Origin of the sequence: Mesorhizobium sp. M8A.F.Ca.ET.021.01.1.1, from assembly GCF_003998025.1 — a bacterium.
Classification (GTDB): domain Bacteria; phylum Pseudomonadota; class Alphaproteobacteria; order Rhizobiales; family Rhizobiaceae; genus Mesorhizobium.
In genome coordinates, this window is the sequence record NZ_RZSJ01000100.1 from 1 (window position 1) to 13773 (window position 13773).

At 63.0% G+C, this 13773-nt stretch carries 16 protein-coding genes and 2 pseudogenes; 9 read left to right on the forward strand and 9 right to left on the reverse strand.

Features of this window, described 5'->3' with window-relative positions; all coding sequences use genetic code 11:
- A pseudogene (locus EOA36_RS10915) lies at positions 1-208 on the reverse strand (GlxA family transcriptional regulator); the annotation flags it as partial.
- A 338-nt stretch (positions 209-546) separates the two neighbouring features.
- On the opposite strand from EOA36_RS10915, the gene EOA36_RS10920 reads away from it, so the two are divergent.
- The gene (locus EOA36_RS10920; protein ID WP_127277663.1) at positions 547-1257 is read left to right on the forward strand and encodes a hypothetical protein; all 711 of its coding nucleotides are present in this window, start codon (positions 547-549) and stop codon (positions 1255-1257) included.
- A gap of 54 nt (positions 1258-1311) precedes the next feature.
- On the opposite strand, the gene EOA36_RS10925 is transcribed toward EOA36_RS10920, so the two are convergent.
- A complete protein-coding gene (locus EOA36_RS10925) occupies positions 1312-1677 on the reverse strand; it encodes a hypothetical protein (RefSeq protein ID WP_127277664.1) in 366 nt (121 codons plus the stop codon).
- 326 nt (positions 1678-2003) lie between these two features.
- On the opposite strand from EOA36_RS10925, the gene EOA36_RS10930 reads away from it, so the two are divergent.
- Both EOA36_RS10930 and EOA36_RS10935 read left to right on the forward strand, forming a co-directional pair.
- The gene (locus EOA36_RS10930; RefSeq protein ID WP_127277665.1) at positions 2004-2444 is read left to right on the forward strand and encodes a hypothetical protein; all 441 of its coding nucleotides are present in this window, start codon (positions 2004-2006) and stop codon (positions 2442-2444) included.
- An 85-nt stretch (positions 2445-2529) separates the two neighbouring features.
- On the forward strand, positions 2530-2967 hold the full coding sequence (locus tag EOA36_RS10935) for a nuclear transport factor 2 family protein (protein ID WP_127277666.1): 438 nt from the start codon (positions 2530-2532) through the stop codon (positions 2965-2967).
- A 37-nt stretch (positions 2968-3004) separates the two neighbouring features.
- On the opposite strand, the gene EOA36_RS10940 is transcribed toward EOA36_RS10935, so the two are convergent.
- A complete protein-coding gene (locus EOA36_RS10940; RefSeq protein WP_127277667.1) occupies positions 3005-4627 on the reverse strand; it encodes an ABC-F family ATP-binding cassette domain-containing protein in 1623 nt (540 codons plus the stop codon).
- Positions 4628-4882: 255 nt separating this feature from the next.
- Between EOA36_RS10940 and EOA36_RS10945 the strand changes: the two genes are divergently transcribed.
- Together EOA36_RS10945 and EOA36_RS10950 are read left to right on the forward strand one after the other, a co-directional pair.
- Positions 4883-5197 carry an EthD family reductase gene (locus EOA36_RS10945; protein ID WP_015316871.1) on the forward strand — a complete coding sequence of 105 codons (315 nt, stop codon included), beginning with the start codon at positions 4883-4885 and terminating at the stop codon, positions 5195-5197.
- A 156-nt stretch (positions 5198-5353) separates the two neighbouring features.
- A complete protein-coding gene (locus EOA36_RS10950) occupies positions 5354-5641 on the forward strand; it encodes a hypothetical protein (protein ID WP_127277668.1) in 288 nt (95 codons plus the stop codon).
- Between the two features lie 93 nt (positions 5642-5734).
- Here the strand turns inward: EOA36_RS10950 and EOA36_RS10955 are convergent, their stop codons facing one another.
- Positions 5735-6859 carry a transporter substrate-binding domain-containing protein gene (locus tag EOA36_RS10955; RefSeq protein ID WP_245464317.1) on the reverse strand — a complete coding sequence of 375 codons (1125 nt, stop codon included), beginning with the start codon at positions 6857-6859 and terminating at the stop codon, positions 5735-5737.
- 341 nt (positions 6860-7200) lie between these two features.
- Between EOA36_RS10955 and EOA36_RS10960 the strand changes: the two genes are divergently transcribed.
- A complete protein-coding gene (locus tag EOA36_RS10960) occupies positions 7201-7689 on the forward strand; it encodes an Rrf2 family transcriptional regulator (RefSeq protein ID WP_127277669.1) in 489 nt (162 codons plus the stop codon).
- A gap of 3 nt (positions 7690-7692) precedes the next feature.
- Here the strand turns inward: EOA36_RS10960 and EOA36_RS10965 are convergent, their stop codons facing one another.
- The 4 genes and pseudogenes from EOA36_RS10965 to EOA36_RS10980 all read right to left on the reverse strand — a co-directional run bounded on the left by EOA36_RS10965 (position 7693) and on the right by EOA36_RS10980 (position 10549).
- Entirely contained in the window at positions 7693-8694 is a 1002-nt protein-coding gene (locus tag EOA36_RS10965) for a mechanosensitive ion channel family protein (protein ID WP_127277670.1), read from the reverse strand.
- A gap of 68 nt (positions 8695-8762) precedes the next feature.
- Positions 8763-9191, reverse strand: coding sequence for a cupin domain-containing protein (locus EOA36_RS10970; protein WP_127277671.1), 429 nt, complete (start codon positions 9189-9191; stop codon positions 8763-8765).
- A 37-nt stretch (positions 9192-9228) separates the two neighbouring features.
- A pseudogene (locus tag EOA36_RS10975) lies at positions 9229-10003 on the reverse strand (SDR family oxidoreductase).
- A 66-nt stretch (positions 10004-10069) separates the two neighbouring features.
- The gene (locus EOA36_RS10980; protein ID WP_127277672.1) at positions 10070-10549 is read right to left on the reverse strand and encodes a carboxymuconolactone decarboxylase family protein; all 480 of its coding nucleotides are present in this window, start codon (positions 10547-10549) and stop codon (positions 10070-10072) included.
- Positions 10550-10676: 127 nt separating this feature from the next.
- On the opposite strand from EOA36_RS10980, the gene EOA36_RS10985 reads away from it, so the two are divergent.
- On the forward strand, positions 10677-11648 hold the full coding sequence (locus EOA36_RS10985; protein ID WP_127277673.1) for a LysR family transcriptional regulator: 972 nt from the start codon (positions 10677-10679) through the stop codon (positions 11646-11648).
- On the opposite strand, the gene EOA36_RS10990 is transcribed toward EOA36_RS10985, so the two are convergent.
- Positions 11627-12226: a YdeI family protein gene (locus EOA36_RS10990; RefSeq protein WP_127277674.1), complete on the reverse strand. Its 600-nt coding sequence runs from the start codon at positions 12224-12226 to the stop codon at positions 11627-11629. The two genes, EOA36_RS10985 and EOA36_RS10990, sit on opposite strands and share 22 nt — an antisense overlap.
- Before the next feature lie 196 nt (positions 12227-12422).
- Between EOA36_RS10990 and EOA36_RS10995 the strand changes: the two genes are divergently transcribed.
- Together EOA36_RS10995 and EOA36_RS11000 are read left to right on the forward strand one after the other, a co-directional pair.
- The gene (locus EOA36_RS10995) at positions 12423-12767 is read left to right on the forward strand and encodes a VOC family protein (protein ID WP_127277675.1); all 345 of its coding nucleotides are present in this window, start codon (positions 12423-12425) and stop codon (positions 12765-12767) included.
- Positions 12768-12922: 155 nt separating this feature from the next.
- Positions 12923-13651 carry an SDR family oxidoreductase gene (locus EOA36_RS11000; RefSeq protein WP_127277676.1) on the forward strand — a complete coding sequence of 243 codons (729 nt, stop codon included), beginning with the start codon at positions 12923-12925 and terminating at the stop codon, positions 13649-13651.
- The last annotated feature ends 122 nt before the right edge of the window (positions 13652-13773 follow it).

Here is a 13773-nt window from a genome sequence, read left to right on the forward strand (position 1 = left end):
CCGGATTGCCGATCCCCCCGGTCGGCAGCAATTCGACGCCGCAACTCGCCCGGATCGGCAGGCCGCGTTCGCCGACGATCTCCCAGTCGAACTCTATCCTGCGGCTGCGGTCACCTTCGTCGCCCGCCAGCCGCAGCGTGTCGATGAACAGCGACAGCGGCGACAGGGTGAAGTCGCGAACCAAGAGAAACGCAAACCGCCTGGCCATTGTTGTTCGAAACCGTCTTGTCTCAAGCTTATTCAGCCAGCACATTATCCTGGAACAGCGGACGATGTGTTTGCCAAAAGCGGCACCGGATTTCTTGCTTATCGCTGGCCGCGCAGTCCAGGGCGCCCTCCCTCAACACACCGCCTCAAGTTAATAGGATCGCCCGCCGACTCGGACCAAGTGCATTCCAAGGGTCGATCGGGCGTCGATGGGACGAGGAGAAGTGTGATCAGCGCCTCGGGAATGCGCATGGCCAGGGAACTGATTGAGCCTGATTTCGGTTGTCTGTTGTGCGAATGATCGTTCCACGGCAGGCATCTGATGAGCGAAAATGAGACATGAAAACTGCAGCCAAGCAGCGCGGCCCCCTGCGGAACATCCTGAGCGGCATCGCGGCGGCAATCGCGAAGAACGCTGGTCGCGCATCCGAGCAAGGCACGGGTACCGCGTCAATGGTCGCCGAATGGCCGCTCCCGCCGTCGGCGACACTGGGGTCCTCCATGCGCTTGAAGGGGATCGAACGCGAGGTTCGGGCCAGGCTGCCTTGGACGGTGAGGAAATTCGCCAAGGCCGAGACAGGCCGCATCGTGTTGCGCATGGTGCAGACCGACGCGGATGCGTTTCGGGCCGCCTCGGCAACCATTGCCAGGACACTGGAAGGGATCGAAGCGCTGGCCGTGCTGCCGCGCGAGGCCGAGGACATTCTCACCATTTCCTCACGCGAGCGCCACAAATGGCTCAGGGATGGTCGCCTGAAAAGCATCGGCACGCGCACCGTGAAGATGCGCGGGCGATCCAAGGCCGTGACCTTCCACGTCTTCGATCCACGGCACATCGAGGACGTTCTCGACCGTGACCTGGCGACCGCCTGGCGGGAGGAAGATGCGAAGGAAGCGTCCGAGAACAGACGGCGCGCCGCCGGCAAGGCCGCACTGACGCGAGCCGGCAAGCGGTCGGGCAACGCCCGCAAGACCAGAAATTCGGGCTCTGACGATGCGCCAAAGCTCGAAGGCTGGGACACGTTCGAGGCGGAAGGACTCCTGCGCTAGCGCAGGAAAACGTAACGATTTTCCGTCGAGGATCGTATCCGCACTCGTTCCCGGTTATGGATATTTCGCCTTGTCTGGGCCGGCAGGCCCCAGGTCGCCCTGCAATTCCTGCGGCAGCGGCAGGCTCGAACATTGCAGATGCACGTCGCGGGCGAGCCGCTTTCGCTGCTTCTGCTCCTGCTCCTTGGTGGCCGCTATGATTCCCAATCCATAGGGGCCAAGGGCGACGAATTCCCAGCCCGGATGCGTTTTTTCGCGGACCGCGTAGTCCGAAGCCGCCGCCCGGGCTTGCTGGCATTGCGGCGTCGCCCATTTCTGGTCCTGCTGCGAAAGCGAGGCTCCATAGTCGACCGGAGAGGTCGCGCATCCAGCCATCGTCGCGGCCAACGCGGACATTGCAAGCCCCATCGCAATTCTCATCCCGAAGCCTTTCCCAACCTTTGTGGACAGCACACGGAACTCCCACCCCACAAGGACATGGCCCGATGGGCAGGTCGCCGGCCAACACCGCCATTCGCCCTTTACGAAAATCGACCGCTGTGTGTCGATAGCGAAAATGTGTTCGGACACGATGTCTGGTTTGCGCCAGAAACGGTCATCCGTCGTCAGTCATCCAAAAGCCGCGATTGGATCGAAACGAAAAGTTGTGCTTGGAACCAAAGCCGGGGCAAGACTGTTCTGCTAAGACTTTGATATGCGTCGTACCAGGCCGATGGATAAGCGGCGATCTTTGAGGAGCTCTCGTCATGAAAATTTCATCCGGATTTCGTTCAATCGCCGTTGCCGCCATCGCCACCGTGGGCGTCAGCTTGGCCAGCGCCGCGCATGCCGACAGCGGCACGATCCGTTTCTCCGTCTACAAGGCGGCGTTCTTCGTCGGCGGCTCCGGTGGCGAAGGGACGTTCACCTTCCATGGTAAAAGCTATCCCATCTCGATCGGCGGCGTCTCGGGCGGCCTCGCCTTCGGCGTCTCCAAGACCTATTTCCGCGGCACCGTGCGCCACATCAGGCGCGCGCGGGACGTGACCGGCGTCTACGGCGCGGCCGGCGGCGGCGGCACGCTCGGCAAAGGCGCCCAGGTGATCGTGATGACAAACGACAAGGGCGCCCAGCTCCAACTCACGGGCAAACAGGTGGGCCTGCAGGTCAACGCCGACCTGAGCGGGCTGGCCATCTCGCTGAGATAGGAGCGTCCTTTCCCGTCCGGAATTGCGTCGAGCTGTTCACCGTTTTGTGAAACAGCGAACCGGCGGTTCAGGGGAGAGCAAGACGATGATCGCCGAAACCGAGGTCGCGAAATTCTTCGCGGCCTATGCGGAATTCTACAATGACGCGCTGTTGCCCGAAGCCGATTTGAAGGATGTCGCCGACATCTATTCGTCCGCCTTCATCTCCGTCACCCCTGGCGCGGTCATGGCCGGCGAAAACGGCAAGCAACTGATCGAAATCATGAAGAAGGGCTTCGAGGGCTACAGGACAATCGGCGCCAGGAAGATGACGTGCAAGGACGTGTCCGTGACGCCGATCGATCGAAACCACTGCGTGGCAAAGGTGCAATGGGCCGGAGAGTACCAGAACAAGAAGGCGGCGCTCATTACCATTGATTTCGAGGTCAGTTATCTCCTGGAAAGGCGTGACGGCAAGCTCAAGGTGTTCGGCTGGATCAGCGGGGACGAGCAGGCCGAATTCAGGAAACACGGACTGCTTTAGGCCCCGTTTCGGAGAACGGCGCCCGCCCCCTACCCGCTCAGCTCCGCAGGCCCGGCGCTTCCTGTCCGGTGCGCTCGACATATTCGGTGTAGCCGCCGCCATAGGTGTGGATGCCTTCGGGCGTCAGCTCCAGCACCCGGTTCGACAGGGCGGCCAAGAAGTGCCGGTCGTGCGAGACGAACAGCATCGTACCTTCATACTGCGACAGCGCCTCGATCAGCATCTGCTTGGTGGTGATGTCGAGGTGGTTGGTCGGCTCGTCCAGCACCAGCAGGTTGGGCGGGTCGAACAGCATCAGCGCCATCACCAGCCGCGCCTTCTCGCCGCCCGACAGCACCCGGCATTTCTTCTCGATCTCGTCGCCGGAAAAGCCGAAACAGCCGGCAAGTGCCCGTAGCGGCGCCTGGCCGGCCTGCGGAAAATTGTCTTCCAACGTCTGGAACACGGTGCGCTCGCCTTCGAGCAACTCCATGGCGTGCTGGGCGAAATAGCCCATTTTCACGCTCGGCCCCCGCGCGACCGTGCCGGTGTCGGGGTCGGAGGCGCCGGCCACCAGCTTCAACAGCGTCGATTTCCCCGCGCCGTTGACGCCCATGATGCACCAGCGTTCGCGGCGGCGGACCTGAAAATCGAGCCCTTCATAGATGGTGCGGCTGCCATAGGCCTTGTGCACGTTCTTCAAGGTCACGACATCCTCGCCGCAGCGCGGCGCCGGCTGGAACTCGAAATTCACCACCTGGCGGCGCTTGGGCGGCTCGACGCGGTCGATCTTGTCGAGCTTCTTCACCCGGCTCTGCACCTGCGCGGCATGGGAAGCGCGCGCCTTGAAGCGCTCGATGAAGGCGATCTCCTTGGCCAGCATGGCCTGCTGGCGCTCGAACTGCGCCTGCTGCTGCTTGTCGGCGATCGCCCGCTGCTGCTGGTAGAATTCATAATTGCCGGAGTAGGCGGTGAGCGAACCGGCATCGATCTCGACGATCTTGTTGACGATGCGGTTCATGAACTCGCGGTCGTGCGAGGTCATCAGCAGCGCGCCGTCATAGCCCTTCAAAAACTGCTCAAGCCAGATCAGGCTTTCCAGGTCGAGATGGTTCGACGGCTCGTCGAGCAGCATGACGTCGGGCCGCATCAAAAGGATGCGGGCCAGCGCCACGCGCATCTTCCAGCCGCCCGACAGCTTGCCGACATCGCCGTCCATCATCTCCTGGGAAAAGCCGAGACCGTCGAGCACTTCGCGCGCGCGTCCGTCGAGCGCATAGCCGTCGAGCTCCTCGAAGCGGTGCTGCGCCTCGCCATATTTTTCGATGATCTCGTCCATCCGGTCGGCCTGGTCGGGATCGGCCATCGCGGCCTCGAGCTCCGCCATCTCGGCCGCCACCTCGCTCACCGGTCCGGCGCCGTTCATCACCTCGGCCACCGCGCTGTGGCCCGCCATGTCGCCGACATCCTGGCTGAAATAGCCGATGGTGACGCCGCGATCGACCTGCACCTGGCCCTCGTCGGGGTGCTCCTGGCCGGTGATCATGCGAAACAAAGTCGTCTTGCCGGCGCCGTTGGGCCCGACAAGGCCGATCTTCTCGCCCTTCTGCAGCGAGGCCGACGCCTCGATGAAGACAAGCTGACGGCCATTCTGCTTGCCGATGTTTTCAAGTCTGATCATGATAGTTCCGGGAGGCTCAAGCCGAATGGAAGGGATTTGCCCGCGCCCTTACGCGAATGACGGTGCCGGGGGAAGAGGCAGAAGCGCCGCAGCGGGTATGCGCGAACGGGGGCGCGCCGATAGGCCGCCCAAGGTCGGCTTTCCAGCCGCGCAGGCAAAAATCATTCGCTTGTCGAAATCCACCTTCGTCGAACGACTTTGGCGCGGCGGCCCGCACGGCCCGACCAGCAACGCCAACAGGACAGGACCATGGCAATGGCCAAGATGCTCGTGATCTACAAAACCCCGGCCGATCCGGCCGCCTTCGACCGGCACTATTTCGACGTTCATATACCGCTGGCCAAAAAGCTTCCCGGCCTGCGGCGCTACGATGTCAGCAGGCGGCCGATCGTCAAGCTTTCGGCGGGCGAGATGCCGTATCTGGTGGGGACATTGTATTTCGACAGTCTCGACGACATCCGTGCCGCGTTCGCCAGCGAAGTCGGCGTTGCCTGTGCCGCCGACCGGCGGATATTGGCCCCAGGCGACGACGATCTGACGATGCTGCTGTTCGACGCCGACGAAGTGTGAACCCGGCCTCCAGACACACTTCAGAAACAAGATTCAACATCCGGGAAAAACTGGCGAAAAGATCGTCTGCGATAACCATCCCGTGGCGGCCGGGCTGCGGCCGCCAGACAACGAAACGGGATCTCGCCTGCAATGCAACGACGTTCGGCCGGATGGATGGGTGCCCTGACAGGCCTGTCGCTTGCCATGCTTTCCGTCGCGCAGTCGGGCGCGGAGGCGGCGGTCACCCGCAGCGAATATTGCAGCCGGCTCGGTCTTCAGCTCGACGGCGCCATCCGGACCAAGGCCGAACCCGGCGCCAGTGCGAGCCAGATCGCGCAGGCGACGGCACTGCAGGACAGGGCGAACCGGTTCTGTGCCGAGAGCAAGCAGGCGCAAGGGATCCGGACTTACGCCAACGCCCTGAAGCTGCTTGGTGTGACACCAGTCGACCTCAACCAGTGACGGCAGCCATCATCCCAGAAAACCAGTCCTAAAAAAGGGCGGCTTTTCTTGCGCGCAATGCCGCGAGCGGTCCGCCCTTCTCATGCCGACAGCCTATTTCTCGCCCAGATAATGGAAGACGGCCTGTTTCCACCAGTCGCTTTCCAAGGTTTGCAGCAGGGCGACATCGAGCGGCTTGCGCAGCCGGCTGCCGAGCGGCAGTGCGATGGCATATTGCTGCTGGTCGAACGTCGCGTCGAGGACCTGCAGGCTCGCGCCATAGTTCTGTCCGACCAGCCAGCCAAGCAGCGGCTTGTCGTGGACCAGCGCATCGATCTTGCCGGCGCGCAGCGTGTCCAGGCCCTGCTGGACGGTGGCAAAGTCCTGATGCCGGATATGGGTCGAATCCAGATAGGACGCGGTCGAGGAATTCCGCACGGCGCCGACCCTGACCGTGCCGAGGTCGCTTTCGCCCTGCACCATGCCTTCCATCTGCGTCACGGTCAGCACCGATGTGACGCCCGCGGTGAACACCGCGATGGCGATGATCGATCCCATCATCCAGAGCGCGGCGAGCACGCGTCCCGGCACGGTTCGCGGACCGAAATCGCCGGTGCTGGCCTGGGTCGCGGCAATCGTCGACCACCACATGCTGGAAAACAGGCCCTTGGCAACGCCGCCGCCGAAATCGTCATTGTGGCGGCGTTCGAACATCCAGATCAGCACGCCGACCACGACCGAGATGATGATCAGCGCCAGCACCGCCTGCAGGAAGCCGAACGAGGTCAGCGCGCGCAAAATCGGCCGCCACGACGGCTGGCTGTTGAGCGGTGTGGCGATGCCGAGCCCGGTCGTGAAAAAGGGCTGCGTGAAGTCGACAGTCTTTTCGCGGTCGGCCGTGACCGTGATCGCGGCCATCGCCACATCGAACTTGCCGCCGACAACGCCATCGATCTGGTCCTGCACGCCAGGCACTTCGACATAGTGGAAGCGCAGGTTGAGCCGCCCGGCTATTTTCTGCCAGAGGTCGATGCTCAATCCGGACCAGGTGCCGTCCTGCAGCTTGAAGGCGAAGGGCGGCGCGACCTTCATTCCGACCGATATGTCCTTCGATGCCACGTCCGACGGCAAAGGCAGGTCGGCGGGCGTTTGTGTCTGGGCGACGGCGGCGCCCGCCCCGACACACGCGGCCACGGCCATGATGATCAGCGCCATCAGCCACGAAGCAACACTTCTCAACAGCACAACTCCCGGCGACCCGTTGCGCCGCGCGATCTGATCGCGGGCTCGAAAAGGTAGCCGCCATGCGGCCCTTCGTCCACCCGCCATGTCAGCGGGAGACGATGCGCCATCGGACCCGGCTACCCCGTCCATCCCTACGGCATCGACCCGCATTCCGGCGCTTAGGCCCTGTACTTCCAGCCCCCGGGATAGCGCCGTTGCGCCTATCGCGCCAACAAGCCGCCTTGGGACGACAACGGCTGAACCCTCCCACCAGAACCTGTCTGTTTACACCATGGCAGAATAGGGATATTTCATATCCTTAATAGAGTTGGTCGCCATCGACCCGGAACCCGTGGATGATCCTGAAAAGCCAAGTCGAATGGGCACTGCACTGCTGCGCCATGCTCGCCGGTCTGCCCGAGGGACGCTATCTCTCCACAAAGGCGCTTGCCGAATTCCACGGCCTTCCCAAGGAATATCTTTCCAAGGCGTTGCAAAGCCTGTCGCAGGCAGGCCTCGTTCATACGACGCTCGGCCCTTCGGGTGGATACCGGCTGGCACGGACACCCGCCGAACTGACCTTCCTGGACATAGTGGAGGCGGTGGAGGGCAAGGCGCGTACGTTTGTGTGCAGCAACATCCGTGCAAACAACCCGTGCCGCCCTCAGGGCTATTGTGAAAGCGGCCCTTGCGCGGTGTCGCGCATCATGTGGGAAGCCGACGAAGCCTGGCGGGCAAAATTGCGCGGTGTCAGGCTTTCCGACCTCACCGAAGCGCTGGCGCAGGAGATTCCGGCGGAGCTCTGGAAAAACAGCTTCGAATGGGTGCTGGAGCGCGCCGGGTGAGCATTAACGCATGATCCGCGTCAGCGGCTGGCCTGCCGTCGCCGGCAGCATGATGGCGTAGCTTTGGGGCGACATCGCAAGCGACAGGCCGTTCGCCTCGCAATGACGATGGACAAGGTCGATCACCTCGTTCCTCGCAAGCAACCGGTCGCCCGGACCGGCGACGCAAAAAAGCAGGTCCATCCCGATGGCCGCCGCGTCGATCTCCTTGAGCGCGACAAGCGGTGCCGGCTCCTTGACGATCCGTCGGCAGTTCCGCAGAGCCGCATGCATGGCCTCCTCGATGACGTGCGGCGCGTGCGTGGCCGCAAGCCGCACGGCCAGGGTCAATTGCTGCCTCTCGTCGGGACGGCTGAGATTGGTCAGGCTCAGCTTCGCCAACACGCTGTTTGGCAGGACGACGATATTGTTCGCACCCGTAAGCAGATGCGTGGAACGCCAAGTTGTCTCGACGACACGTCCTTCCGTGCCGTCGCTCAGCATGATCCAGTCGCCGAGCGTGAAGGGTCGGCCCAGCGTCAGCGCAATACCGGAGAAGACGTCGCCAAGCGTATTCTGCAGCGCAAGCCCGACAATGATCGCAACCACGCCCGACGTTGCCGCCAGCGTTCCGATGGGAGCGCCAAAGACGAAGCCTGTTATCGACAGCGCCACGCCGAGATAGATGGCGGCGACGACAAGGTCCTGGAGCAGGCGCGCCTCTTGCGGTCGGTGCTCCAGAACGATGTAAAGGCGCACAAAGCCGACAAGCGTCCAGGCAAGATGCGTCCACCAGAGGACGCGCGCCGACTTCGCCAGATATGCGCCAGAGCCTTGTAGATCCGCCTCGCCCATCCAATGCGGCAGGATATCGCTGAAGCCGAGCACCGCCGTCATGCCGGCGAAGAACAGGATCTGGACGATCAGGCGCGCCATGGGCCGCCCACGGCCCTGGAAATACCACACGGCAATGCCGACGAGCCCCAGAAGGTTGATCAGGACCAGAGCCAGATGATCGCCGAACATGGGTCCTCCGACAGGATTGAATTTGCTGGCAGGGCCGGCCGCCAGGAATGGCGTCCGGCCGCTTGCGCCTACTTCTTGACCGGATAGGTCAGTTCCTTCTGCGCGGTATCGACCACGAAGACAGCCAGCAGCTTTGCGGGTTTCGTCTTGCTGCCGTTCTCGCTCACGCTGTGGCGATCGCCCGGCATCTCCGAAAAGCTCTCGCCGGCCTTGTAGACCTTGGCCGGGTCGTCATTGACCTGGCTGCGGATCGAGCCTTCCAGAACCGTCGCATAGATGAAGGCCGAACTCGGATGGGTATGCGCCGGCGAGTAACCGCCGGGACCATATTCGACGAGGATGCCCTTGATGCTCTTGCCCGGAACATTCGGCAGTTCATGCTCATAGACAAGGGTGACCTTGGCCGCCTTCTCGCCAGTGCGAGGGGCTTGCGTGGCGCCGGCCGGGCCGGCCAGGGCTGCCGTCACGACGAGGGCGGCGACGATTGACTTGATCATTTGAAAACTCCTTTTTCCATTGAGCGGTATCCCGGGCCTAGGCCGCTGCGTTTGCCGGCGGTGATTTCCGCGCCGAGGCGGCGAACCACTGCTCCAACGTGATGTGGCCAAGGCGCGGATTGTCGTCGGAGACCAGCGAAGTGTCGTTCAGCCTCGCGCCGAAGTAGAGCCTCCGGATCGGCCACGACCTCGCGAGGATCGCCGACAGCCTTGAGGTAGCGGGCGACGAGTTCGCTCATCCGCACACGGTCGGGCCCCGAGATCTCGATCATGCCGTTGATCGGCGCGGCGAGCGCGACCCCGGCCATCACATCGGCGACGTCGTCGGACGCGATGGGCTGTACATAGGCCGGCGACAGGTGCACGGCCTCGCCGACCGTGCCCGACTTGGCGATGCCGGCCAGGAACTCCATGAATTGCGTCGAATGAACGATGGTGTAGGGAATGCCGGACGCCTTGATCAGATTTTCCTGGACGAGCTTGGCGCGGAAATAGCCGCAGTCCTGCAGGCGTTCGGTGCCGACAACCGAGAGCGCGATATGGTGCCTGACGCCCGCAGCCTTGCCGGCGGCGAGCAGGTTGCGGCCTGACGTGGTGAAGAAATCCATCGATGCCTTGTCCTCGAAGGACGGGGAGTTGGCGAGGTCGATCACCACTTCGGCGCCTTCGAGTGCCTCCTGCAGGCCTTCGCCGGTGACGGTGTTGACGCCGGTGTTCGGCGCGGCGGCGATCACCTCGCTGCCCTGCTTGCGGAGGCGTTCAGTGGTCTTGGAACCGATGAGGCCGGTGCCTCCGATGATGACGATTTTCATGATGGTCTCCGTTTGCGGCCGAGATCTCGCGCCGCGTCGATTGATGGTCAGCCGAAAGGAAGGGTTTTAGTTCAGGCCAGCCTTGTCGAGGCCGTAGAGCTTGTCCGCGGAGCCTGGCACGGTTTTGAAGGCGACGCTGACACGGTTCCAGGCGTTGATGGCCATGACCGAGAAGGTCAGGTCGGAGATCTCCTTTTCCGAAAGCTGCCCGCGCACGCGCTCATAGAGTTCGTCCGGAATACCGCCTTCGGCGAGCTTGGTGACGGCTTCGGTCCAGGCAAGGGCAGCCCGCTCACGAGGAACGAAAAGGGGTGATTCCCGCCAGACGGCGAGATGATGGAGGCGCAACTCGCTCTCGCCGTGGATCGTGGCTTCCTTCACATGCATGTCGAGGCAGAAGGCGCAGCCATTGATCTGGGATGCCCTGATGTGGACGAGGTCGCGGGTCTTCTCCTCGATGGCGCTGTGTGCCTCGGCCATGCTGAAATCGAGGAGCTTCTTGAACAGTTCAGGCGATTGCTGGGCGGCGTTGAGGCGCTGTGTCATGGTCTCTCCTTTTTTGAGGATATCTTATGTCCTTAAGGATAATAAATATCCGTAATATCTGGACAGTAAAGCGCCATCCGCCTAGGATGCGGACATAAGGCTTATGTCGAAAAGTATGAGGGCGAGGATGGACGTCGTATCGGCGTTGAGAACGTTCCTGCGGGTGGCGCAGACAAAATCCTTCTCGGCGGCTGCGCTCGACCTCGATCTGACGCAGCCGGCAGTGTCGCGGCAGGTCTCAGCGCTGGAAGCGCATCTCAAGACGCGCCTTCTGCACCGCACGACGAGCGCGCTCGCCTTGACGGCGGAGGGTGAACAGATGTTGCCTATGGCGCTGCGCGTCCTCGAAGCGGTCGAGGCGCTCGGCCAGGCCAGCGGCGCCGAAACGGCAACAGTCTCCGGAAAAGTGCGGCTGAGCCTGCCCACGCCGCTCGGCCTGTTCATCGGCGACCGCCTCGCGGGGCTGCTGGAGAGCCATCCGGCGCTGGATGTCGAGCTGATCTTTCGGGACGAGCCTTCGGACCTCATCGCCAACGCGATCGATCTCGAGGTGCGCCTCGGGCCGGCCGGCGACAGCAGCCTGGTGTGCCGCCGGATCGGCTGGACAACAGCCTTTCTGGTGGCCTCGCCAAGCTATCTCGAGGGACGCGGCTCGCCGCGAACGCCGCAAGACATCAAGGATCACGCCTGCATTTGCTACAGCCGTGCCGGCGACGGCCGTTCGTGGTCGTTCTCAGGCGGAGCGGACGACGTTGTCCTGCGCATCGAGCCGCGTCTTGTCGCCAACAATTCGATGGCCGTTCATCGCGCGACACTGGGAGGAGCCGGGCTTGCGGTGCTCTCCCACATTCTGGTCGGGGCGGACATCGAAGCAGGCAGGCTGGTCAAGCTGATGCCGGATTTTTCGCCGACGCGCCTGCCGATCAACGTCGTCTACCCATCCCGCCGGAATATACCGTTGCGTGTGACGACAGTCCTCGACTTTCTTGTACAGGCCGTCCGCGGCGATATCTTCATGGCATCGTCGGCACCCTTGCCGCCCGAGCCATCGACCCGCATTCCCGCGCCCGAGGACCCCTATTTCTTGCCTTGCGGATAGATCGTCTCGCCGCGCTTCAGCATCGCCACGAAGGTCTCGATCTTCTTCTTGCGGCCAGCCTCGGTCTTCATGTTGTGGGTGCGGAAGGCAAGCGAGAAGCGGTTCTGCGCGCTGAGTTTTTCCAGCATCGCCTTCGCCGCCGGCTCGGCGTCGATCGCCGCTTGCAGATCGTCGGGGATTTTCATCTCCTTGCCGCTGCCATAGGCGCGCGCCCAGCGCCCGTCGGCCTTGGCCGCCTCGACCTCCCTCAGCCCATGCGCGGTCATGCGGCCCTCCTCGACCAGCCGCGCCACATTGTCGACGTTGATCTTGCTCCAGATGCTCTTTTTGCCGCGCGGTGTGTAGCGCTGCAGGAAACTGTTCTCGTCCAATCCCTTGCGCACCGCGTCGATCCAGCCGAAGCACAGCACGACGTCGATCGCTTCCTTCGTCGGGATCGATTTCAGTCCCGACCCCACCTTGTGCACCTTGATCCACACTTCGGTTTCCGTGGCATGGTGCTGGCCGAGCCAGGCGTAAAAACTGTCCGCGTCGGGGAATTCCCTGACCTTGTCGGGATCGACCTTGACCGGCGGCATCAGCGGGTCTGCCCGTTTAGAATTGTTGTCGCCTGCATCAACATCATGTTGCCTCCGTCATCGTGCGATTCCCGGCATTATCGCATGGCCCACCGTCAGCTTTCGTCAGCAATGGAGCACGCAGCCAGGAAGCAGCGGAACGTGCCATCCAATGCCGCGTTGCGGCAAGAGTGCACCGTCCGATGGAGGTTTCCTGATGGCAATCGAAACCATTTTCGCCCATGTCAGCTGCTCCGACCTCGAAGCCAGCATCGGCTGGTACGAAAAACTCTTCGGCAAGCCGCCGCTGCGGCGGCCGATGCCGGGGCTGGCCGAATGGCAATTCACCGACAGTGCCGAAGTACAGTTGTTCGAGGACAAGCAGAAAGCCGGCACCTCGACGCTGACGCTCGGCGTGCTGCCTCTGGCGCCGGAGCGACAGAGACTGGTGGATAATGGGCTTGAGCCCGGCCCAATCGAGGAGGCCGACCATTTCTGGATCATGCGCATGCGCGATCCCGACGGGAATCTCGTGGTGTTCGCGAGTGCCGAGCGGGAGTAGAGCCGGGAACAGCTTGTCCCAGGGACGGCGCTCAAGCTCTCCCTCTCCAACCATCGGCATCTCCGATAGCACCATCGGTTTGTTCCGTTTCCGCTTTCCGCATCGACCTGCCAATCCCCTGCCCTTGTCCCAATCCAGCAAAGGCAGAGAGCGAAATGCATCTTTCGAACCAGAAAATCCTGATCGCCGGCGGCGGCTCCGGCATGGGCCTGGCCCTGGCCAGGCGTTGTGTCGAGGCTGGCGCTGAAGTCATCATCGCCGGGCGCCGCGAGGACAGGCTGCGGCAGGCCCGCGAGGCGCTGGGCAATCCCGCAGGCCTCCACATTGCCGCTGTCGACATCACGCGAGAAGACCAGGTCGCGGCTTTGTTTGCGGGGATCGGCGGCCTCGACCATATCGTCAGCACCGCCGCCGACATCGAAGGCGCCTATAGGCTACTGCCGGAGCTTGACCTGAACGCTGCGCAACGCGTGGTCGACAGCAAGCTCTTCGGCCCGCTGCTGCTCGCCAAGCATGGTGCGCCGCGGCTTGCGGTGAGCGGCTCGATGAGCTTCGTTTCCGGCATCGCAGCCTACCGGCCGGCCCCGCGCGGCTCGGTCGTCGCCGCCGTCAATGCCGCGCTCGAAGGGCTGGTGCGGGCGTTGGCGGTGGAACTCGCGCCGATCCGCGTCAACGCCGTCTCGCCCGGCTGGGTCGACACCGAGATCTGGGGGCAAGTTGCGGGCGACAGGAAGGCAGAGACGCTTGCGGCGATGGCCGAGCGGCTGCCGGTCGGCAGGATCGGCCATCCCGACGATATCGCCGACGCGATTTTCTTCCTGATGGGCAATGGCTTTGCGACCGGTACGACGCTGCATATCGAAGGCGGACATCGCCTTGCCTAGACAGTAGCGCCGCCCCTTCAGGAATTGTTTGGAAACAAGACCTTGGGGCGGCTCTCCGATTCAAGACCTGAACCAGCCAGCAAGCCTTCGGGCACCAGCGTTTCGCGCGCGGCGGCAAGCAG